This is a genomic window from Paenibacillus sp. NPDC056933 (assembly GCF_042674385.1).
In the GTDB taxonomy this organism is placed as follows: Bacteria; Bacillota; Bacilli; order Paenibacillales; family Paenibacillaceae; genus Paenibacillus.
The window spans coordinates 280,321-301,126 of the sequence record NZ_JBHUQN010000005.1; the positions used below are offsets into that span (position 1 = coordinate 280,321).

21 protein-coding genes and 1 other annotated feature are annotated in these 20,806 nt (G+C 47.2%); of the genes, 6 read left to right on the top strand and 15 right to left on the bottom strand.

What is annotated here, in order from left to right; translation table 11 throughout:
• Positions 1–38: 38 nt before the first annotated feature.
• The 4 genes from ACFTRD_RS27680 to ACFTRD_RS27695 all read right to left on the bottom strand — a co-directional run bounded on the left by ACFTRD_RS27680 (position 39) and on the right by ACFTRD_RS27695 (position 2,449).
• Positions 39–479: a DUF456 domain-containing protein gene (locus ACFTRD_RS27680; protein ID WP_379385738.1), complete on the bottom strand. Its 441-nt coding sequence runs from the start codon at positions 477–479 to the stop codon at positions 39–41.
• Between the two features lie 54 nt (positions 480–533).
• Positions 534–1,283 (bottom strand): Cof-type HAD-IIB family hydrolase, encoded by a 750-nt coding sequence (locus ACFTRD_RS27685; RefSeq protein WP_192270650.1) that lies wholly within the window; start codon positions 1,281–1,283, stop codon positions 534–536.
• A gap of 347 nt (positions 1,284–1,630) precedes the next feature.
• Positions 1,631–1,753: a sugar phosphate nucleotidyltransferase gene (locus ACFTRD_RS27690; RefSeq protein WP_379385642.1), complete on the bottom strand. Its 123-nt coding sequence runs from the start codon at positions 1,751–1,753 to the stop codon at positions 1,631–1,633.
• Positions 1,754–2,449 (bottom strand): TetR/AcrR family transcriptional regulator, encoded by a 696-nt coding sequence (locus tag ACFTRD_RS27695; protein ID WP_379385644.1) that lies wholly within the window; start codon positions 2,447–2,449, stop codon positions 1,754–1,756.
• A gap of 260 nt (positions 2,450–2,709) precedes the next feature.
• Here ACFTRD_RS27695 and ACFTRD_RS27700 point away from each other — a divergent pair, with 260 nt between their 5' ends.
• Together ACFTRD_RS27700 and ACFTRD_RS27705 are read left to right on the top strand one after the other, a co-directional pair.
• On the top strand, positions 2,710–2,988 hold the full coding sequence (locus tag ACFTRD_RS27700; protein ID WP_379385646.1) for a hypothetical protein: 279 nt from the start codon (positions 2,710–2,712) through the stop codon (positions 2,986–2,988).
• Positions 2,989–2,999: 11 nt separating this feature from the next.
• Positions 3,000–4,133 carry an SMP-30/gluconolactonase/LRE family protein gene (locus ACFTRD_RS27705; protein WP_379385648.1) on the top strand — a complete coding sequence of 378 codons (1,134 nt, stop codon included), beginning with the start codon at positions 3,000–3,002 and terminating at the stop codon, positions 4,131–4,133.
• A gap of 303 nt (positions 4,134–4,436) precedes the next feature.
• Here ACFTRD_RS27705 and ACFTRD_RS27710 read toward each other — a convergent pair whose 3' ends face one another.
• The 8 genes from ACFTRD_RS27710 to ACFTRD_RS27745 form a co-directional block, all read right to left on the bottom strand.
• Positions 4,437–5,309 carry a metal ABC transporter permease gene (locus ACFTRD_RS27710; RefSeq protein ID WP_090904530.1) on the bottom strand — a complete coding sequence of 291 codons (873 nt, stop codon included), beginning with the start codon at positions 5,307–5,309 and terminating at the stop codon, positions 4,437–4,439.
• Entirely contained in the window at positions 5,309–6,268 is a 960-nt protein-coding gene (locus ACFTRD_RS27715) for a metal ABC transporter permease (RefSeq protein WP_379385651.1), read from the bottom strand. Before ACFTRD_RS27715 ends, ACFTRD_RS27710 begins: the two co-directional genes overlap by 1 nt.
• A 3-nt stretch (positions 6,269–6,271) precedes the next feature.
• Complete coding sequence (locus ACFTRD_RS27720; protein ID WP_379385653.1) at positions 6,272–7,093, bottom strand: metal ABC transporter ATP-binding protein; 822 nt, start codon at positions 7,091–7,093, stop codon at positions 6,272–6,274.
• 31 nt (positions 7,094–7,124) lie between these two features.
• Positions 7,125–8,108, bottom strand: coding sequence for a metal ABC transporter solute-binding protein, Zn/Mn family (locus ACFTRD_RS27725; RefSeq protein WP_379385656.1), 984 nt, complete (start codon positions 8,106–8,108; stop codon positions 7,125–7,127).
• A gap of 202 nt (positions 8,109–8,310) precedes the next feature.
• Positions 8,311–10,287 (bottom strand): peptidoglycan D,D-transpeptidase FtsI family protein, encoded by a 1,977-nt coding sequence (locus ACFTRD_RS27730; protein WP_379385658.1) that lies wholly within the window; start codon positions 10,285–10,287, stop codon positions 8,311–8,313.
• 368 nt (positions 10,288–10,655) lie between these two features.
• Complete coding sequence (locus ACFTRD_RS27735) at positions 10,656–12,683, bottom strand: peptidoglycan D,D-transpeptidase FtsI family protein (protein ID WP_379385660.1); 2,028 nt, start codon at positions 12,681–12,683, stop codon at positions 10,656–10,658.
• Positions 12,684–12,791: 108 nt separating this feature from the next.
• Positions 12,792–13,889 (bottom strand): transglutaminase domain-containing protein, encoded by a 1,098-nt coding sequence (locus ACFTRD_RS27740; protein WP_379385740.1) that lies wholly within the window; start codon positions 13,887–13,889, stop codon positions 12,792–12,794.
• A 69-nt stretch (positions 13,890–13,958) separates the two neighbouring features.
• Complete coding sequence (locus ACFTRD_RS27745) at positions 13,959–14,414, bottom strand: ATPase (RefSeq protein WP_379385662.1); 456 nt, start codon at positions 14,412–14,414, stop codon at positions 13,959–13,961.
• 217 nt (positions 14,415–14,631) lie between these two features.
• On the opposite strand from ACFTRD_RS27745, the gene ACFTRD_RS27750 reads away from it, so the two are divergent.
• Together ACFTRD_RS27750 and ACFTRD_RS27755 are read left to right on the top strand one after the other, a co-directional pair.
• On the top strand, positions 14,632–15,807 hold the full coding sequence (locus ACFTRD_RS27750; RefSeq protein ID WP_379385664.1) for an MFS transporter: 1,176 nt from the start codon (positions 14,632–14,634) through the stop codon (positions 15,805–15,807).
• A 171-nt stretch (positions 15,808–15,978) separates the two neighbouring features.
• Complete coding sequence (locus tag ACFTRD_RS27755) at positions 15,979–16,326, top strand: toprim domain-containing protein (RefSeq protein WP_024631255.1); 348 nt, start codon at positions 15,979–15,981, stop codon at positions 16,324–16,326.
• An 84-nt stretch (positions 16,327–16,410) separates the two neighbouring features.
• Here ACFTRD_RS27755 and ACFTRD_RS27760 read toward each other — a convergent pair whose 3' ends face one another.
• Positions 16,411–17,022: an SCO family protein gene (locus tag ACFTRD_RS27760; RefSeq protein ID WP_379385743.1), complete on the bottom strand. Its 612-nt coding sequence runs from the start codon at positions 17,020–17,022 to the stop codon at positions 16,411–16,413.
• A gap of 543 nt (positions 17,023–17,565) precedes the next feature.
• Here ACFTRD_RS27760 and ACFTRD_RS27765 point away from each other — a divergent pair.
• Entirely contained in the window at positions 17,566–18,546 is a 981-nt protein-coding gene (locus ACFTRD_RS27765; protein WP_379385666.1) for a metal-dependent hydrolase, read from the top strand.
• 107 nt (positions 18,547–18,653) lie between these two features.
• On the opposite strand, the gene ACFTRD_RS27770 is transcribed toward ACFTRD_RS27765, so the two are convergent.
• A complete protein-coding gene (locus tag ACFTRD_RS27770) occupies positions 18,654–18,875 on the bottom strand; it encodes an alpha/beta-type small acid-soluble spore protein (RefSeq protein ID WP_056702318.1) in 222 nt (73 codons plus the stop codon).
• A gap of 119 nt (positions 18,876–18,994) precedes the next feature.
• Between ACFTRD_RS27770 and ACFTRD_RS27775 the strand changes: the two genes are divergently transcribed.
• Complete coding sequence (locus ACFTRD_RS27775) at positions 18,995–19,198, top strand: hypothetical protein (protein WP_192270671.1); 204 nt, start codon at positions 18,995–18,997, stop codon at positions 19,196–19,198.
• Positions 19,199–19,298: 100 nt separating this feature from the next.
• On the opposite strand, the gene trpS is transcribed toward ACFTRD_RS27775, so the two are convergent.
• Complete coding sequence (gene trpS / locus ACFTRD_RS27780; RefSeq protein ID WP_192270673.1) at positions 19,299–20,291, bottom strand: tryptophan--tRNA ligase; 993 nt, start codon at positions 20,289–20,291, stop codon at positions 19,299–19,301.
• 64 nt (positions 20,292–20,355) lie between these two features.
• Positions 20,356–20,621, bottom strand: a binding site (T-box leader).
• Between the last annotated feature and the right edge of the window lie 185 nt (positions 20,622–20,806).

Here is a 20,806-nt window from a genome sequence, read left to right on the forward strand (position 1 = left end):
ACACGGACATGCATCCAGATGAAGCCGCTATTGAACGTCTATGCGAATCTTACCACCCAGATAATAAACAGAACAATCATGACGATTTGCAAAATAATTTTCATCACGGTGCTCGTAAACAGACCCACCACGGAGCCAAACCCGACTTTGGACGCTTTGGCAGGTGTAGACCCTCCGATCAGTTCCCCGATAAAAGCACCGATAAATGGCCCCAGTACCAGGCCGAACGCCGGAATGACAAATGGGCCAATGATAACACCAATCGTACTGAGTGTCGTCGATAATTTGGACCCGCCGAATTTCTTCACGCCCCAAGCACTGACGACATAATCAGCCACAAACAGCACCGCTACGATCAAAATCTGGAAGATCCAGAACCACACACCGAACGGATCAAAGCTGAAGAACCAGCCATAGACCAGAAACGCGAAGAAAATCGCTACAGCACCAGGCAGTATGGGATATACCGTTCCGGCCATCCCCACCGCAAACAGCAGTACAATCAAAATCCAGCCAACGGTTGCGAGCAAAGGTTATTCCCCCTTCAAAATATGTTCACGGATGACTTCGACAATGCCATCTTCGTTGTTGCTCGCCACAATCAGGTCAGCCGCTTCCTTCACCTGCTCCTGCGCATTACCCATGGCAACACCAAGACCCACAGCTTCAATAACAGCCAGATCATTCAGGCTGTCTCCGACAGCAACCACTTCGGACATCTCGATACCTAGCAGCTTGCAGACTTCGGCTACGCCGCTCGCTTTCGAAATGCCTGCAGGGTTAATTTCAATATTGACGGGTGAGGAATTCGTCATTTGAAGACCTCCCAGCTGCTGTAATTCCATCATGATCTGGTGACGGACTTCATCCACCTCTGTATTGAAGCCAAATTTCAGCCATTCCAGACCTTCAATATTGTCCGTCCAGCGATCACGGTTGAACAGCTCTTCCACGGAGTATGCCCAGTACCAGCTATTATATTTTTCGCCAATCTCCTGCATTTTGCGGATCAATGCCGGGTCCATCAGATGGCGCATATGCAGATCATGCGGAGCTTTCCATACTTCACTGCCATTAACCGTAACCATCGGGGTCTCCAGCCCAAGCTGTACCGCATAAGGCATCGCATGAAACACGGCTCTTCCTGTTGAAAGGCACACATGCACTCCCCGGCGAATGGCGATCTGAATCCATTTGGCGGTTTCCTGTGTGATTTCATGATTATCGTTAAGCAGTGTTCCATCCATATCGAGTGCAAGCAATTTGTATTTTAGTTCACTCATGTTGTATTTCCTCCTCAGTTGTCTCTCTACTTCTCCTTATCAACATACTCTCACAAAAAGATCGCCCGGCATCCCGCGAATGCGGATGCTCCGGACGTCACAGCTAACGATATTTTACCACAGATCGTTGACCAGCAACAAAGTAACCCGCAATGTGGATGAACCTTCATACCCGGACAGAAAAACTCTGGGAATTCTCCGGCTTTCAGTTCATACGAACACTCGCATACTATAAACTCAGGCACAGGCTCCAACATTCTACATTCGACACAGCACTTTTTTTTGTATTGTATAATTTTCTAAACAAAAAAAACGGTCCACCCCCTACAGGATGAACCGCTTTTAGCTTAATCTTTGTCATTCTGCCTGTTCCAGAATGGTACGGCTCTTTGAACCGGCAGCAGCGACTTCGGCGTATCTTGGGTTAACGGATAGAGACGGGTCGCATACCCCGCAGCCAAGATTAGCAATCATCCCCTGTCCGCTCTTCTATCTGGCTTGGATACTGCAAACAAGGATTGGGACATCAAATCCATTGTTTGTTTGTATACGGTATGGGCTGCATTTACATCACCAAGGAACCCGCCCATATACAGGTGGATTACACCGTGCAGCGATGCCCATATCGTGCTGACAAGAGTCCCGGTCTCTTCCTGGTCCGAAATCTGTCCTTGCTGCTGGGCGGTGCTGATTAGAATCAGTAAACGGCGTATGGCGGTCATTGTTCCCTGCATACTCTCTGCATCCGGCTTGAACTCGGCAAAAGCCCCTCCGAACATCAGCTTGTAATAGCTGGTATAATCCTGCCCGAACTGCCAGAAGGCTTCGCCCAAATCCAGCAAGTGCTGTAATAGGTCAGAGGACAGCGGCACTTCTTCAAAACGCCGGGCCAGCAATTTGCAGCCCTCCAGATACAGCTGCTGGGCCAGACCTTCTTTATTGACAAACAAACTGTAAATAATCTTGGTGGAGCAGCCCATCTTTTGCGATACTCTGCGCACAGTGACGGCTTCTGGCCCTTCTTCCTGCAGAATGGCTGCAGCCGCATCAACCACAAGCTTACGGAGATTTTCCGTATTTTGCAGACGAGCTTCCTGATATGTTTTTAATCCCCGCCCCCTGGATGGTGAGGGCTTGTCTTCATTACGGATAAGGATCACCTTCATTCGGTTATCACGTTACTGACGAGCAACAGAGTTGCCGGCTTCTAACAGGCATTCTAACCATTTGCAGAATGGTTGTCAATGAAGCTATCACGCTGAAAAAAACATTTGACACACGTGTATCTTTTTGGTTACTATGATTCTCATAGGAAACGTTGTTACCGATATGGCTTTATGCCATCTTTTTTTTGAGGTTTCGGTAACATCGTTTCTAATTGAAAACAATGTGACAAAGGGGCGGGAATCATGAATATTAAAGGGAAATGGTCGCTAATCACCGGGGCCTCTTTGGGAATCGACGAACAATTCGCAAGACAATTGGCAAAGGAAGGAAGTCATTTGGTACGGAGGATGCCTCTGTCGGCACGAAGGACACGCCGGAACGTGTAGTGGCAGTTACACTGCGCACTATGGCAAAAGGGAAACAGTACGTTGTTCCGGGACTCCGGAATTACCTGGGTGCCCAGATTTCCCGATTCATGACCCGTAGACAAAGTCTGCGGCTGGTTGGGGGCATGCTTCGCCCCCGCAAACAATATTAGGAGGATTAATAATGTCAACAGAACAAAAACAACGCAAACGATCCACTGGTCAACAAATTCGTAGATGGAGCCTGGCCCTGCTCGGGGTAATTGTGCTGGGAATCGCTGTATTTCTGCTGATGCCAGCCCCGGTGGAACCTGCTGCTTGGTCTGCACCTGCTGCCCCTTCTTTTGAGAAGGATGGTCCCTGGAAAGAGAACAACAAACTTAGCTCCGCTGAACTGGTTACAGACCGCGCGAAGTTCCCGGAATTTATCACTTTCGATACAGAAGGGCGGCTGTATACGGGTGACTCCGATCGCAAAATTTACAGAGTGGCCTTTGACGCTGAGGGCAAGGCACAGCCAGCCGAAGTGTTCGCCGATACCCACGGAACACCTAACGGACTGAAATTTGATGCTGCCGGGAATTTGATTGTGGCGGATATTCAGAAAGGGCTGCTGTCAGTTGACCCGAAAGGAAATATCGAAGTACTCACCACTGAAGTTGATGGAGGGCCGATCTACCTGGCGAACGAGCTGGACATTGCGCAAGACGGATCGATTTATTTTTCCGATACCTCTAACTATGGCAAGGTCATGTTCAAAGAAATTGCCGAGAACAAACCGCATGGACGATTGTTGAAATATGATCCGCTGACCAAGCAAACGACTGTTCTGCTTAAGGATTTATATTTTGCCAATGGGGTTGTATTATCTGCCGAAGAAGATTTCGTGCTTGTAGCCGAATCGTATCATTATCAGTTGACCCGGTACTGGCTGAAGGGACCCAAACAAGGCACCTCTGATATTTTTGCGGAGAATCTGGCTGGGTTTCCGGACAATATCACCCGTGACGCACAGGGACACTTCTGGGTGGGGGTATTCACAACCCGTCTGCCTTTTGCTGATTACATGCATAGTCATCCTTGGTTAGCAGCGACGATGTCCAAAGTTCCACAGTCCTTGTTAAATGGAGCCAGCGCACCGGTGAAACATGGACTTGTCGCAGAATATGGACCAGAAGGAGAGCTTGTGAACAGCTGGCACGATCCTGAGGGAACATTGTATGGCATCACCACCGCCGTAAGCCAGGGGAGATATTTATATCTCGGAACCGCACCGGGAGGAAGCCAAGGGGTTCATCGGGTGCTTTTGAAACCGTAAGGATTGGTTATATTCATCTACTTCATTGCCACCTTCAGGCAACCCAATAGCAGCTCACTCCGGCAGGAGGAGCTGCTATTTAACATAACAACAGTTAGCGGAACTATCCAATCTGGATGATGCATATATAAGAGTAGTAGAACGTGGAAAATGGAATTTTTCTTTAGATACATTAGTTAACCTTTATAAGAGTATCATCTGTGTATCAAAAGCTCGTTTATTTATGGGTTTAATAGCTGTATCTTCGTTTACAGTCCAATCAAAAAACCGCCTGCAAGGCAGGCGGCTAACTATCTCTATGAATTAACGTGCAGCGAATTTGCGACGAGCATAACGGAAGACAATACCGTGCTTTGGAGACAGCAACAGAGCCAACACAAACAGAATACCTGCTACGGCCACCATACATCCTGCAATGGAAGCATCCAGCGCGTAAGCCATGATGTAGCCTCCAACCGAGGAAGCGGCTCCCACGAGCACGCTGTACAGAATCATTTTGCCCAGTCGATCCGTGAGCAGGTAAGCCGTCGCCGCAGGTACAATCAACATGCCCACCACGAGAATGGACCCTACACTTTCAAATGAAGCCACAGATGTCATGGAAACGAGCCCCATAAGCAGATAGTGAAACAGCACCACCGGAATGCCGCAGGCCGCAGCCAGCGCCGGATCAAAAGCACACAACTTGAACTGCTTGTAGAACAACCCGATTACAAGGAGGATAACCAGCAAGGTGATGCCCAGCATCCAGACCGCCCTTGGGCCTACATCCGTCCCTCCAAGGGTTAGAGTATCCCACTGCACATAAGCGATCTCACCGAATAACACACAATCGAGATCCAAGTCTATATGTTGGGCGTTCAAACTAATCAAAATGACACCCACTGCGAATAGTGCTGTAAATACAATCCCGATGGAAGCATCAGATGATAGTCCTCCAGCTTGCAAGCTTTGAATGAAGAACACCGTCAGTAATCCAAATACCGTCGCGCCGAGCAGCATCCACAGCGAGTCACGTGAACCGCTCCACAGGAAGGCAATGGCAATACCCGGAAGAACCGCATGACTGATCGCATCTCCTACCAGAGCCATCCGCCTTAAAATCAGGAAACAGCCAAGAATGGCACAGGCGGAGGATACCAAGATAGCCGTTAATATAATCCAAAACGTTGCCATTACAGCTCACCCCGTTCCTGATGTGCTCGCTGTGCAGACAGCGTCTGAAGTGTGGCACGCTCTTCTCTAAGGTAAGCAGATTTCGCCTGGATACTTCGCAAACGACGAGCCAGCAACCCACGGCGTGGAGCCAGCAGCGCTGATCCGGCAAATAATACTGTAGCCGCCAGTACCGTCACAGGTCCTGTTGGCAGATTGGGGACGAGTGTGCTGAAGATGGTACCTGTCGCACCGCTCAGAGCTCCAAACACACCTGCCAGCAGCACCATAAGTGCGAGTGAATCGGTCCAGCATCGTGCTGCTGCTGCCGGTGTCACCAGCAGAGCGGCTACAAGTACCACCCCAACAGCCTGAATCCCGGCAACAACGGCGATAACAGTCAACAGCAGAATCAGTTGTTCCAGCATGGCGACTGGCAACCCCATCCCCCGTGCAAATCCCGGATCAAAGCTCACCAGCTTAAATTCCTTGAACCATGCAAGACAGGCAATAAGTAATACCAGACAGACACCACCCATGACATACACATCCGTCATCACCATGGATGCGGCCTGACCAAACAAATATTTATCCAGTCCACTCTGACTGCCGCTTGCACCGTGCTGAATCCGAGTAAGCATCACTACGCCAATACCGAAAAATACGGTCAGCACAATCCCCATCGCCGCATCTTGCTTAATCCGGGAATAGCGTGTAATCCACGATATGCCGAAGGTTGCAACAATCCCGGCGACAAGTGCGCCGAACAAAAATAGTCCTACCGATTTGGTTTCAGTCAACATAAACGCGATACAAATCCCCGGCAGAGCTGCATGAGCCAGTGTATCTCCCATGAGACTTTGACGACGCAAAAATGTGAATGAGCCAATAATTCCACTACTGAATCCGAGCAGCAGACAGCCAAGCAATATCCACCGTGTATTGGGATCGGACAAAATGGCTACTATCCAGTTCCACATGGACTACACCTGGCCTTTCTCCGACCGGCTTCCGATCATCGCGATCCGGCCTCCGTACGTCTCTTGCAACGTTTCCGGTACAAACACTTCACTCGTCGGTCCACCTGCAACCAGCCGTCCATTGAGCAGCAGCACATGGTCGAAATATTCCTCTACAGTCGCCAGATCATGGTGGACAACCAGTACGGTCTTGCCTTGCTTCTTCAACTGTTCCAAAAGTGAAATGATGGCTTTTTCCGTTGTGGCATCCACACCTGCAAACGGCTCATCCATGAAATACAGATCGGCATCCTGTACCAGTGCCCGTGCCAGAAAGACACGCTGCTGCTGTCCGCCAGACAGCTGGCTGATCTGGCGATGCATATAATCTCCCATTCCCACTTGCTCCAGGCAGTGTGCGGCCAGATCCCGTTCTTTTTTGCCTGGACGACGGAACCAGCCCAGATGCCCATAACGTCCCATCATGACTACATCAAGCGCATGAGTCGGGAAATCCCAATCGACAGATTCCCGCTGAGGGACATAGCCAATTCGACGCCGTTGTTCACGGTAGGATTGACCGAAAATTCGCACCTCGCCGTGCATTTTAGGCACCAGCCCCAGAACCGCTTTGATCAGGGTCGATTTCCCGGCTCCATTGGGACCGAGTATACCGATCAGCTGGCCTTCAGGAATATCAAAGGACACCCCGCTAAGTACCGGCTTTTTATGATAGGCCACCGCCAGATCCCGGACACTCAGAGGAGCTGATGTTGGCTGCGTTCCTTGCAATTGATTAGGATTCGTATGTGTATTGGATCTTTCGAATAAGGTTGCATCGCTCATGCTCTTTCCACTCCTCTCTTCATGTGGTTCATCACTTTAATGCTTCTACAATCGTCTGAGTGTTGTGGCGTATCATGCCGATATACGTGCCTTCTTCTGTTCCCTCAGCACCCATCGCATCCGAGAACAATTCACCACCAATGCTTACTGTATGACCTTTTTCGGCTGCCCCGGCAATAATCGCTTCCATTGCCTTTGCCGGTACGCTGGATTCAACAAATACAGCCTTGATATGGTTGTCCACGAGATAATCCCGCAGCTCGCTGACATCCCTCGCACCATACTCGGCTGCTGTACTGATTCCTTGAAGTCCCATCACTTTCATGCCATAGGCTTGGCCGAAGTATCCAAACGCATCATGCGCAGTTACCAATACCCGGCTTGCTTCCGGGATCTCCTGGATTTTTTCCCGTACCTCAGAATCCAATGCCTCCAGTTTCGTTAGGTACTGCGCTGCCTGGGCCTTGTACTCTTCTGCATGTTCCGGGTCTGCTTCCACGAGTGTATCGCGCACAGCCTCTGTCGCATGCATCCAGTGGCTGACATCAAACCAGACGTGTGGATCGTATTCAGTTCCGCCTGTATCTTTTCCTGAACGCAATTCATCCACCGGAATTTTCTCCGTGACGGCCGTTACTGTTTTGCTCTTGGACATTTTCTCCAAGATGTCCGTCATTTTACCTTCGAGATGCAGTCCGTTGTAAAAAATGACTTTCGCTTGTTCCAGCTTCCGAATATCTCCCTGCGAAGCCTTGTACAAGTGGGGGTCAACGCCCGGGCCCATTAGCCCAGTTACATCAACATATGCCCCGCCGACCTCACGTGCTATATCCGCAATCATACCTGTCGTGGCTGTGACTTGTACCTTCCCTTCACTGCCTTCTGTTTCCGCTGTACTTGAGCATGCTGTTAGCACGATCACCAGAACAACAGCTGCCAGCGTCATCCATCCTCTCTGAATGCTCCTCATCTTCACCATCAACAATTCCAATCGCCCCTTTCCCTCTCCTAACATAATTGTCCTCATCTAATTTTGTTGTACAAGGTATTAAAATTTATACTAGACTAATAATGTTTCCCTTGTGCAAATTTTAGCCGATGAAAAATAAAAAGGCAAGGGATAATTTCCCCTGCCTGTCCAAATGAGTATATTGACCATTTAATTAGCCTGTTTTCTTTTTCGTTTATTTGTCCTGTTTATTTTGCGCTGCTTCACGTTACTCCTTATCTTTCCCCTGATCTTTCTTCCCTTTTGGAGTCCCATCCAGACCGTATACTTCATCATATGCATCGAAGATTTTGCGTGCAATTGGAGACGCGCTGACTGATCCAAAGCCACCTTCGGGTACCACAACAGCTATAGCCAGCTTCGGATTATCCCGTGGTGCAAACGCGATAAATACACCGTTTTCCTTTTTGTTCGGTCCAGTCCCCTGCTCGGAGGTACCTGTTTTCCGTGCATAGTCATAGGGGAAGCCGTCAAACGAGCTTACTTTGGTAACCATGCCCTTATGCACTTCATTCCAGTATGCATCGGCAAAATCAACCTCGTTTAACACTTTTGGTTTGATTTTCTTGACCACATTGCCCTCGGCGTCACGGATTTCTTTCACCAAATGAGGTTCCATCCGTTTGCCCTTATTGGCAAGCATGGTTGTATATTGTGCGAGTTGCAGCGTTGTATACTTCGCTTGTTGACCAAACGAGGCAAAGGCTAGACGTGTCAGCCCGGATTCATCTTCGTCAGTATATTCCAGTGTACCCAAATACTCTTTAGGTAGGTCCACTCCGGTAGACACACCCAATCCAAAATCTTTCATATATTCATGCCAAACACCGACCCCTTTAACCGCTCCATATTTGTTATAGAGGCCTTTACCAACCATGTCGATCATAAAGGCATTGGAGGATTTTTCGATTGCCCGTCTTGCGGTAATAGAGCCGTTAAATGCCGAGTGTGAGTTTCGAACCTTCCTTCCATCTTTCCCTAAAGTAGCGTAACCTTGGTCAAAATAGGTTTGCCCTGTACTGAACAGCCCCTCTTTCAATCCAATTAGTACACTAAGTGGCTTAATAACGGAGCCCAACAAAACAACGGATTCAGCCTTTTTACCCGAATCATTGGGAGGGAAAGACTCCGCGGTTCCGTTGCGGAATACATACTTTATTTTGTCGTAATCCCATTTCTCATTTGGATCATAATCCGGCATGCTGGCCATCGCTACTACGTTACCTGTATCGATTTCCATTGCCACAGCATATCCTGTAATGGCATTAGGCAACTTCCTCAATTCATCTGTAATAGCCTGTTGTGCAACCATCTGAATTTCCTTGTTAATGGTTGTAATTAGGCTATACCCCTTTTCAGGTGGGGTTAGATTCATCGTTCCGTCCGGCAAATTGCGTGCATCAATATCAATGGACTGGTAGCCACTTCGTCCACGAAGTTCTTCCTGATATTGGAGTTCCAATCCATCAAAGCCAACTTTCTCTTCCTGATTATATACAAGACCTGGGTCACGCTGAGTTGAGTTCGACTCCAATATCGTTTTATATTGTTTCAACGTAGTTGGCACTCGCTTGAATTCTCTTGTGTAGCCGACCACCTGAACAGCTACTCCATCCGGATCATATTTTCGCACATTTTCCTCAAGGACCATAACGCCTGGATACTCTGCTTTTTTCTCCATAAAATAGGCAATTTCCTTGGTTGTTAAATCGGATTTAACCAGCCTTGGTACATATCCAAATGTCTTTTGGTAATCCAGATCCAAACGTTTAATGATCTCTTCCGCATCTGGTTGCTCTTTGTCACCCGGATTGAACTGCTTAAACACAGCTGCCAGTTCATCAGCCAGTTCCTGTGCTTCCTGCTTGCGGTCATCATTTCGATAATCTTCATACAACAACACATAGAGGGACTGCACAGGCTCCGAATAAGCCAGCGCTATTTTCCCTGTCGCATCATAGATTGGACCACGAACAGGGGCAAGTGGAATATCTTTGGTATTCCGACTGGTTTCCATATAAGTCAGTTCAGGTCCCTCGACAAATTGCACAAAGGCCAACCTGAATATTAATATACTGAATATCACAAACGCCGCGAAAAAAAACATATTCATTCTTGCACTGGACGACTTGTTGACTGGTGTCTCCTCTTCAGACACTTTCTTTTTTCTCAATCGGTTAAACATGGGATAAGCCTCTCCGTTCTTATGTAAAAGTAGATTCATCTATCACGCCTATTGCATCATTCGGTTCAAATACATACCTTTCTTTCTACAAGTCTATCAAAGGTCAACTGCCATGTCCTCCAGATTTTGGTTACATTTTCGTAAACAGATGAGACATATAGTCCATTCTCCTGAAACAATGTCAGAACAGACATATCGTTAATTTCTTTAATTTAAAAGATAATTTCCTTCTCTTAAATAAACGCAACATGACCGATGTTTGTTACATGCAATTTCCAGCAGATTGCTGGAGAGAGGCATTTCAGTTCTGATAAACGTAAAAAAGAGGACCCTCGAAAGGGTCCCCTCTTAGGAATCAAAGACTCAGATTACTGTGTACCTGTTTCTTTATTTTTATCTTTTTTCGGAACACCGTCGAGGCCGAACTCCTCGTCATAGGCATCAAATATCGCACGTGCGACCGGAGCCGCACTGCTGGAACCGAAGCCCCCTTCCGGGATGACCACAGCTACAGCCAGCTTCGGATTGTTACGCGGTGCGTAGGCAATAAACACCCCGTTATCCACCGGTTTCCCCCCGACTACCTGTGTCGATGTTCCTGTTTTTCTGGCAAAGTCATAAGGGAAACCGCTAAATGAAGATACCTCCGTTGCCATGCCTCGTTGTACTTCATTCCAATAAGCATCGTTAAAATCGACTGTGCTGAGGACCTTCGGTTTCATTTTCTCAACCACATTGCCTTGCGAATCACGGAATTCACTGACCAGTTGCGGCTCCATTCGTTTTCCTTTGTTCGCCAGCATCGTGGTGTACTGAGCAAGCTGCATCGTTGTATATTTCCCTTGTTGACCAAAGGAGGCATACACCAGCTTGGTCAAAGAACTCTCGATGCTATCCTTACCATATTCTTTGCGCCCAAGATATTCATTAGGCAGGTCAACACCTGTGGAGATACCTAACCCAAATTTCTCCATGTATTTGTCCCACTCGTCGACACCCTTTGCACCATACTTGGAGTAAAGCTTTTTACCAATTTCGTCAATCATGAACACGTTCGAGGAATGACGAATCGCATCACGAGGATACAGCGCACCATACACATGCCCCGATGAGTTCTGCACTCTTCGGTTATCCCCACCAAACGTAGTAGAACCTCTATCCACGTACACCGAGTTAGTGGTAAAGAAACCTTCCTTCAAACCGATCAATACACTGAGTGGCTTGATCGTTGAGCCAAGCAATACGACGGATTCTGCCCGTTTGCCTGAGTCATCTGGCGGGAATCCACGAATGGTACCATTTTGATAAATATATTTTATTTTGTCGTAATCTTCAGAACTTATACCGCCAGTTCTCCATACGTTAGTGTCGTAATCCGGCATACTGGCAGCAGCAACGATTTTCCCTGTGTCCACTTCCATCGCCACCGCAAAACCCGTCTTGGCATTCGGATGCAGTTTGCCCGACACCGGGTTCCGATGAAGCCAGCTCAGTTGATCCAGAATCGCCTGTTCCGTTTTCACCTGAACATTTTTGTTAATCGTTGTAATCAGGTCATACCCTTTTTCAGGTGGGGTAGAGCCTGCTACACCTTCAGGCAAGTTCCGCAAGTCAACGTCAACGGAATTATAACCGCTTTTCCCCCGCAGAACATCCTGATATTGAAGTTCCAGTCCATCGAAGCCAACAAACTCATTCTCGGTATATACTAGACCTGGGTCCTTTTGCTTTTTATTGTTCTTATCAATCTCTTCGTACTTGTTCAACGCTTTGGAGCTTTTGAACTTTTTGAGATAACCAATCGTTTGAACGGCTACCGTATCCGGATCATAGTAGCGCACACTTTCTTCCACAATCTGAATTCCCTTGAATTCATCCTTGTGCTGCAGAAAGTAGGCCACTTCCTCATCGGACAGATCACTCTTGATCAGACGCGGCATGAAGCCATTCGATTTGCGGGAATTCAGATCCATCTCTTCAATGATTTTCTCCACCGTAAGAGTCTCTGAATCCTTTTTCTTATACTGCTCAAACACATCATGCAGCCGGGTTGCGATGTCCTCCACTTCCGAAATATTCGGATTTGGTTTGCCATCCACATCCCCATAATTTTTGTACAAGGTCAGATACAAGGATTGAATTGGCTTGGAGTAAGCCAGCTTCACCTTACCTGTGGAATCATAGATGGTTCCTCTTACAGGAGCGAGTGGCACGTCTTTGGTAATGTTGCTCGCTTCTTCTTGACTCAGCTCTGGCCCTTCCACAAATTGCAAGAATGCCAAACGTACAATAATAACGCTAAAAATAACAAAGGAAGCGAAGAAAAATACGTTCATCCGGGAACTGAAGCGCCGTTTGTCCGTAAGTTCATCCTTCTCTTTTGAATGATTGTTCATTCACCCTACCTCTTTCATGACTTGATGCATACCGTTCAGACTACTCAGTCCCGGCATGATAACCTGGCAACGTCGTCATATTCCAGACCACCCATGTCCGGCGTAATGTTAAGCTGATTGATCTTTCAGATGGGTATCGGCAAAGTTAGGAGGATTAAACCAATCGCCACTGATCGCCCAAGTGGGGTCAAGCGGAATCCAGCTTTCCGAATCACTTAAATATATTTCATTCCAGGCATGTGGACCATATCCACCCTGCCCGTTATAACCAAGCCCTGTAACCACTTTGACTTCCAGACCCTGTGAACGAGCCATGACCGCATATAGACGAGCGTAATCAATACATACGCCTTGACGTGTATCAAATGTATTTTGCGGCGTCTGCTCATGCCATATGCCCTTTTGCTCATAGTCATCCACTTTACCATAATCATATTGAATTCGAGAACCTACCCAGTCATATAATGCCCTGGCTTTGGCTTCCTCTGTCGTTTGACCCTTCACAATTTCGTGTGCCGCAGATTCAATATCCGCCGGAATGTTATGATCAATGACTTCATATTTGCGTTGCAGGATTCCGCTCAGTTCCTTCTGAACCGCCTGAGTAAAAACCGGCAACTTGTCCTTGATGAATGTACCGGATAATGGCTCTATGACCGATTTGGCCCCTTGCATATAAATGGGCGAAGCTTCTACATAGCGACTGAACATGCTGCCCGGATAGAGACTGACAATCATGAACAACACGGCAATCACAATCATCCCGCGGACTGATCCAATGACTGTACCAATCACAGCACCCGTAAAGCGGCTGAAAAATCCTTTTGGTCTGCTCTCTTGCTCTGCTGAACTGTATCTTCTGCTGAAAATAAGGGAAGAGAGCAATCCGAGAATCAATCGGATGAAACCATAACTAAGCACAAACAACACGGCAAACCGCATCAGCGGAAAATCAGCAATGGCCGTAATCAATGTATAATACATCTGCTCCCATCGGTTCAGCTCACGATTTGGCATGTCTGCAGCATGTACAGACAACCATTGTTGAACATATGGCGCCAGCCACAATGTTAAACCGATGGACACTAGAATGCCGATGACCGCCATAATACCATCCATGAGGAAACCAAAGAGTCTTCCAGCCGAACGTGAAGCTCCTCTGGACCATCCCTGCAGCAATGAAGCGGCCACAATCAGCAGCAGCATAATAGTAATGCCATTAAATTCTTTTAGACTGTCGAGCCAACTTTGCAGCACGTATTCATTCCTCCTTTACTACGAAGCCGGTGCTGTTCCGTTCTCTTGTGCCTGTTTGACAAAAGTTCGTATTGTTTCGTTGTCGACCTTCCATTCACCCAGTGAGATCCCCCGGAATGTAACATCGACTTTATCCGAATTCGTTCTACCCTTAATCTCCACATTGGGGCTTGTGATGGTAAATGCTCCATCCTGTCCCTTGGTATATGTTGCTTTGGAAGCTTCCTTGAGCATCATGCTGGTCGCTTCCTTCTTCAATGTGTCCATCGTACTCGATTGTACATCAGTAACTGTCTGTTTGATCTGATCCATGGAGATGCCGCTGTATATCAGTAGAGCCGCAATAATGATGATGGCAATCGCCCATTTCAATACGGTTTTGACCACGTTCAGAACAAAGAACAAAATGATCAACGCAACCACGATCACCAGCCAGTTCTGCATCACAAACTCTTTGATTACTTCTATGTTCATGACTACACCTTCCGTATTAGAGTTGATTATTTACACTTCCCGAATATTATACATGATTTCCGAAGCTGCTGTCAGCTAAGCACTGCCATGTAAAAATAAACGGTCTAAGTTCGTCCCACCTGGCGTACAAGTAGTACCATGAGGTTCTGCTTAAGGAACGGGGAACACGTTCATGTCCAGTTATTGAACTAGCATCGCTTAACAAGGAGGGGCTTCTGTGAAAACGGCCATCTGGCTATATCTTTTTCTGTTCCTTGCTGTTTTTGATTTGCACGCCCAGTATCCCATTTTGACCCCCTTCGCCATCTCGCTCGGGGCGGCTCCCACCTTCATCGGCTGGATGATGGGCATCTACTCCTTGACCCATCTCCCAGGCAATCTGATTGCCGGAACGCAAATCGACAAACACGGCAGTCGCCGTTATATTGTGTTCAGTCTGATGGGTGCAGGGATCATTCTACTTATTCAGGCGCAAATCCATACCCCCTGGCAGCTGCTTGCCCTGCGTTCTATCAGTGGATTCGTGCTTGCTTTCCTGTCCCCGGCCTGTCTCGCTCTGCTTGCCCAACTGTCAAACGATCCGATCAAACAGGGCAAGTATATGTCAGGCCATGGTGTCGTGCATACCCTGGCATCCGTGGTATCACCAGCCGCAGGCGCACTAATTGTCGGAGCGCTGGGATTCTCCGCCACCTTCGCGAGTCTTGGTTATCTGCTCATTCTATCAGGTGTAATTGCATGGTTATCCATGCCCAAAGGTTTGGCTGAGGTGCAGCATGAAAAAGTGACTGAGCCTCCCACACACAGCAACACGGCTGGGGGAAAAAGCAAATTCCTGCCTGTGTCCTGGAGATACTTTGCTCTGCCACTTGTCATTGCCTGTGCCCAAGGGATTCTTTTTTTTGAATTACCGCTGCGCGGAGGCGGACATTCGTCCATGATGTCTACAGGACTCTTGTTTTCTATCATCAGTATCGGAGCCCTATTTACTCTGAGCATGCTGTTTCTTAATCGTTACTCCCCCAAACTGCGCTTGGTTGCGGGTGTACTGCTCATGGCTTTATGTTTCTTTACCCTGGCAGCAATGCCGCAGATTCCTTTATATTCAGTACTCTTTGTTCTGGGGATGTCCAAAGGCATTGTCTTCCCAGCCATGGCAACACTTTTTATTCGGTTAAGCGGTGGAGCAAAGCTAGGACGCATCTTTTCATTGCAATCCATTGCTACCTCCATTGGTTCTTTCATAGGTCCAATCACTGCCGGGCAGCTGCGCGTGGACCTATCTCCATATTTCATTGCCTTTGTATTATTGATGATCGGTATGATGCTGCTCCCTTACTTCACAAGCAGACGCGAGGCTCACCTGGCTGATCCCAAAAGCATACTTGGTTAACCGTATCAAGATTATGATTCTATATCTGTACCCTTTGACAACAGAAAGGCTTGTTTTTTTCCTGGCTTTGCATCATTCCCCCATTTACAGCTAAACTATAATCAGGTCGATTTCCGCTGCAACATTTCCCGGGGAATGTCGACATAAGCTCTCGACCAAGAGGTGAATATGATGCCTATTCATGTCATTGTGGAAGGTAAAAATGACCGCAGCAAACTGAAACGTCTCGTAGGACCCGAAATCAACATTTTGTGCACGTTTGGAACACTGAATTCTCTTAAGCTTGAGTCACTGCGCAAACAGGTTGGATACGATGAGGTCTACTTATTTATGGATAATGACAGTTCAGGCAAAAAAATCAGAGGGGTGCTTCGGGATGCCTTCCCGGATGCAGTACAGATGTACACACGGCGCGGCTATGCGGGCGTGGAGGGAACTCCCGACGAGTACATTATCGCCCAGTTGGAGAAAGCCGGATTGGAATCGTATATCCAATATCCTGAATTCCCGTCATTTTAGGAACAAGTAAGAGGCTGCTTGCCAAGGTATTCATTACCCAGCGAGCAGCCTCTTTCTATGGTTTGTTAATTTATGAATGCTTCTTCATTCTTTGATCAGATTGCGGATATCCTCAGCGATTACAGCAGGTTCAACATCCTCTGTATTAAACGCGTTGTATACCTTGCGCAGCTGGTTATTCCGGTCCACCAGTCCTATCATGTTCATATGGGCAAAATCGTCCTTGTTCTCACCCTCAATAAGGATCTGGAATGACTCCCTGGCGAGCTGCTTCGTTTTATCCATATCTCCCCGCAGGAAGTACCAGCCTTCGTAATCCGCGTGGAAACGATCTGCAAATTCCTTGATTTTCTCCTTGGTATCCACTTTCGGATCAAACGAAATGGACACAAACGAGACATCCTTGCCAAAAGTATCGTCCTCTTTCAACAGATCCTGCACCTGAGATAACGTAAACGTCGTAATCGGGCAAACATCCGGACAGCTGGTGAAATAAAAGTAGAACAAACGCACCTTTCCTTTCGTATCATCCAGAGACACTGTACTTCCATCTACATTTTCCATTGAAAAGGATTGAATCTCCCTAATTTCAGGTAATTTTTCCTTGCTGGCAAATACAGTACCCCACATCAAATACACAGCCATAATCAGTGCGAGCCCCAGCAGCATCCATGTCCATTTATACTTTTTCAGCATCATTCTCGTCCCTTCCGTATCAGAGCATATGAATACGCATACATAAAACCTTGCTTGCTATCGATGTTATCTTGAACTTTCCTGAATTGAAATTTTTAATGGAAGTTCCTCATGGTCATTCCACTCTGATGCATATGTATACGAAGAACCCAAGTGTACATAATCACATAGACAATCTTGCCTAAAATACCGCATAATCCGGGCACACCGAGAATCATGGCATAGGATAAAACGACTCTCGGTGGTAAATGCCCGTTAGTTATTATTGATTATATGTATGTTCCATTTCAAGAAATCAAGTTCGCGGTTTTCCTCGATCTCTTGAGGTTTCCCTTCTGCTTCAATATAAAGTTTATCACAGGAAAAGGGAAAAGAGTTTGACAATGCTCGTACATTTGCTGGCAAATGAGCTGGATCTTGTCATAACTTTGTTCGTTTAGGGTGTTTTGCTTCTGGGCAAGCGGATAATATACACTATATATGGGTATCACCTAGATAGAGAAGCTATACGCATTAACGATACACCACACAAAGGAGACGTTTATGGATACTTCTACACATTTTGTCATGGGCATTGGTCTGGCTGGTCTGGCTTATGTCGATCCTGTCGTCGCGAGTAGTCCCATGCTCGCAGCAGCCGTCATGATTGGCACTATCGCAGGTTCCCAGGCTCCTGACATCGATACGGCGTTACGTCTCAAAAGTAACTCGCTCTACATCCGGAACCACCGGGGCATGTCCCATTCACTGCCTTTTCTCCTGTTATGGGTTCTGCTCATCACCGGGGTTATTGCACTGATCTTCCCGGATGTCGCCATTGGACACGTCGCGGCCTGGACTGCTGTCGCCGTAGGCTTTCACGTTTTTACCGATTTGTTCAATACCTATGGAACCCAAGCAGCACGGCCATTTACAGAACGCTGGATTGCCTGGAACATCATTCATATTTTTGATCCATTTCTATTTACCACACATGTGCTGGCCATTTTGTTATGGGCATTCGATCTGATCGCCCCTGCTCCACTTTTTGTCTCACTGTATATTTTGACTGGTCTGTATTATGTATGGCGGACCATTGCTCGGGCTCAGGCTGTCAGCAGGGTGAAACGGCTCGACAAAAGTAACCCTGCCGATCATTATATGGTAATCCCGACGATATCCTGGAACCGTTGGCATGTAGTAAAAAGATATGCAGATGGCAGTTATGAGATTGGCAAAATGGATCATGCCGTCCTGACATGGAATCTCCATGCTTCATCGTCCACTCACGCTGCTGTTGCCGCATCACGTGAATCACCTGAAGTCACAGCATTTCTTTACTTCACTTCCTACGCTGTCGCAGAGGTGGAGGAATTGCCAGCAGGATACAAGGTTCGCTGGGCAGATGTGCGTTATCGACACCGCAAACAGTATCCATTTGTCGCTGTGGTCGTTATGGATCGTAATTTTGAAACCATTGATACGTATGTCGGCTGGTTAAGCGACGAGAAAATGGATAAGAAACTTTTATCTGCACGCTCTTGACGAAAGATACTTGGAAGGGCACAATCAGACATAGGAACTGATGCGCCAGAAAGCCCGGAGCGTTTCCGCTCCGGGCTTTCTGATTGTTGCTGACTTGTTAGGATGAATTATTTGCCAGACCCAGCCAGAGACTGCTCAGCGATTTGCACCAGACGTTTGGTGATGTAGCCACCCAGAGAACCTGTCTCACGGGAAGTGTAGTTACCATAGTAACCGTCTTGTGGGATAGTTACACCCAGTTCCTGTGCAGCCTCCATTTTCAATTGTTGCAGTGCTGCAGTCGCTTGAGGTACCACCAAGTTGTTAGAAGAACGAGATCCTTGAGCCATATTTTAAATCTCCTTTCAATCTGTGTCTGTAATGTATTGCAAGCTTGCAAGATTATTATGGCTCGCACGCTTCAGGTTATACGGAATTTCATTAAATTTGTAGGTGGAGGTTTTTCCCAATGAGCAAGGGTTTATCCTTATGGTTTGCATTCTCTTCGATTATGTTGTTAGCGGTTACGGCGATCATGATCTCATACTCTGGCTGGTTGGCTACACTGCTGTTTGTCGTGTCCATTGCTAACATCGGCTGGGGATTCGTCATTCGTGCAAAGAAAGAGCGCCAGGAAGGTCGCTCAGCTTCGGAGACTGCTTCGAGCAGGTAGTTTCACAATAATCTGCACAACCACATAAAGAGGAGCCGAACAAGGCTCCTCTTTATTCATGGTAACTATTCATCTACTAAGCATCTTTTCCCCTTACCACTTACACCATACGTCTAGGAACAAACCCCATACGTTCTTTAACCTCATTCAGTGTTTGGGAAGCAACTGCTTCTGCGCGTCGTGCTGAAGTTTCCAGGATGTCGGCCAATTCGCCAGACTCACGAATCTCTTGATACCGCTGCTGTAAAGGTTCAATCACAGATACGACCACTTCAGCCAGTTCTTTTTTGAACGGACCATACATTTTGCCTTCATAACGCTCCGCAACTTCCTTCAATGTCAGACCTGCACATTCAGCGTAGATACTCATCAGGTTGCTGACTTCAGGTTTGTTTGTTGGATCATATACAACTTCACGACCGGAATCGGTTGTAGCACGACTGATCTTTTTGCGGATCACATCCGGCGGATCAAGCAAGGCGATGTAGCTGCCAGCATTAGGATTACTCTTGCTCATTTTCGAAGAAGCATCATCCAGCGACATAACACGAGCACCCACCTGTGGAATATAAGGGTCTGGAATCGTAAAATATTCACCATAACGGTGGTTAAACCGTCCTGCCAGATCGCGTGTTAATTCCAGATGCTGCTTCTGATCTTCACCTACAGGCACCAGGTCAGCATTATAGAGCAAAATATCAGCAGCCATCAAAGAAGGATAAACAAACAATCCAGCACCAACCGAATCTTTACCTGATGATTTGTCCTTGAACTGCGTCATGCGTTCGAGCTCGCCCATCGAAGTCAGGGTGGTCATCAACCAGCCCAGTTCCGCGTGCTGCGGTACATGGGATTGCAGAAACACATTTGATTTTGATGGATCGATTCCAGCCGCGATAAACAAGGCAGCTACCGCCTCGGATTGCTCACGAAGTGCTGCAGGCTCTTGAGCCACCGTCACAGCATGCAGATCAACCACCATGAAGTGACATTGATAGTCATGCTGCAATTTCACAAAGTTTTTAATTGCCCCGATGTAGTTCCCCAATGTAAGCTTACCACTCGGCTGAATACCTGAAAGTACTGTTTTCATTTCACATAACGCCTCCCTGTTTGTTCGTTCCAATTCTCCGCAGACGCAAAAAGGCCCCACATCCGCAAGGGACGTGAGACCGTGGTGCCACCCTTATTCGCATTGCTCCATCCATCCCGATCTAATCAGATCAAGGTAAAGAAATGCCTTCATTTCCCCGTAACGTGGAGTATACGTCCAGTTCTACTGAGGATAGCCCAGGCTCAGACCTTTCCTGTTTAAACCAGCACTCAAGGGTCCATTCGGTAAAGAGTTCACACCGATTCGCATCAACCATCGGCTTTCTGGAGAGAATTCTCTTAACTTACTTATCCCTGTCATCGCTTTGAATATCATTCATAAGATAAAACATACCTTTTAGAATTCCATCTTAATGCGCATAGAGCAGATTGTCAAAATGGGAATAGCTTTTTTTACCCACTTCACAGAAATCTGTTATGATGGAATTGCTTATCCTGATCGCCAGCATTCACTTGGAATGCTAATGGATAGGTGGCATGTACACAATGACACGC

What these genes read in the sequence shown, in the direction of transcription:
- ACFTRD_RS27680 (WP_379385738.1), bottom strand. Translation starts at nt 479, where the DNA reads ATGGCCGGAACGGTATATCCCATACTGCCTGGTGCTGTAGCGATTTTC.
- ACFTRD_RS27685 (WP_192270650.1), bottom strand. Translation starts at nt 1,283, where the DNA reads ATGAGTGAACTAAAATACAAATTGCTTGCACTCGATATGGATGGAACA.
- ACFTRD_RS27695 (WP_379385644.1), bottom strand. Translation starts at nt 2,449, where the DNA reads ATGAAGGTGATCCTTATCCGTAATGAAGACAAGCCCTCACCATCCAGG.
- ACFTRD_RS27700 (WP_379385646.1), top strand. Translation starts at nt 2,710, where the DNA reads ATGGTCGCTAATCACCGGGGCCTCTTTGGGAATCGACGAACAATTCGC.
- ACFTRD_RS27705 (WP_379385648.1), top strand. Translation starts at nt 3,000, where the DNA reads ATGTCAACAGAACAAAAACAACGCAAACGATCCACTGGTCAACAAATT.
- ACFTRD_RS27710 (WP_090904530.1), bottom strand. Translation starts at nt 5,309, where the DNA reads ATGGCAACGTTTTGGATTATATTAACGGCTATCTTGGTATCCTCCGCC.
- ACFTRD_RS27715 (WP_379385651.1), bottom strand. Translation starts at nt 6,268, where the DNA reads ATGTGGAACTGGATAGTAGCCATTTTGTCCGATCCCAATACACGGTGG.
- ACFTRD_RS27720 (WP_379385653.1), bottom strand. Translation starts at nt 7,093, where the DNA reads ATGAGCGATGCAACCTTATTCGAAAGATCCAATACACATACGAATCCT.
- ACFTRD_RS27725 (WP_379385656.1), bottom strand. Translation starts at nt 8,108, where the DNA reads ATGTTAGGAGAGGGAAAGGGGCGATTGGAATTGTTGATGGTGAAGATG.
- ACFTRD_RS27730 (WP_379385658.1), bottom strand. Translation starts at nt 10,287, where the DNA reads ATGTTTAACCGATTGAGAAAAAAGAAAGTGTCTGAAGAGGAGACACCA.
- ACFTRD_RS27735 (WP_379385660.1), bottom strand. Translation starts at nt 12,683, where the DNA reads ATGAACAATCATTCAAAAGAGAAGGATGAACTTACGGACAAACGGCGC.
- ACFTRD_RS27740 (WP_379385740.1), bottom strand. Translation starts at nt 13,889, where the DNA reads ATGCTGCTGCTGATTGTGGCCGCTTCATTGCTGCAGGGATGGTCCAGA.
- ACFTRD_RS27745 (WP_379385662.1), bottom strand. Translation starts at nt 14,414, where the DNA reads ATGAACATAGAAGTAATCAAAGAGTTTGTGATGCAGAACTGGCTGGTG.
- ACFTRD_RS27755 (WP_024631255.1), top strand. Translation starts at nt 15,979, where the DNA reads ATGCCTATTCATGTCATTGTGGAAGGTAAAAATGACCGCAGCAAACTG.
- ACFTRD_RS27760 (WP_379385743.1), bottom strand. Translation starts at nt 17,022, where the DNA reads ATGCTGAAAAAGTATAAATGGACATGGATGCTGCTGGGGCTCGCACTG.
- ACFTRD_RS27765 (WP_379385666.1), top strand. Translation starts at nt 17,566, where the DNA reads ATGGATACTTCTACACATTTTGTCATGGGCATTGGTCTGGCTGGTCTG.
- ACFTRD_RS27770 (WP_056702318.1), bottom strand. Translation starts at nt 18,875, where the DNA reads ATGGCTCAAGGATCTCGTTCTTCTAACAACTTGGTGGTACCTCAAGCG.
- ACFTRD_RS27775 (WP_192270671.1), top strand. Translation starts at nt 18,995, where the DNA reads ATGAGCAAGGGTTTATCCTTATGGTTTGCATTCTCTTCGATTATGTTG.
- trpS (WP_192270673.1), bottom strand. Translation starts at nt 20,291, where the DNA reads ATGAAAACAGTACTTTCAGGTATTCAGCCGAGTGGTAAGCTTACATTG.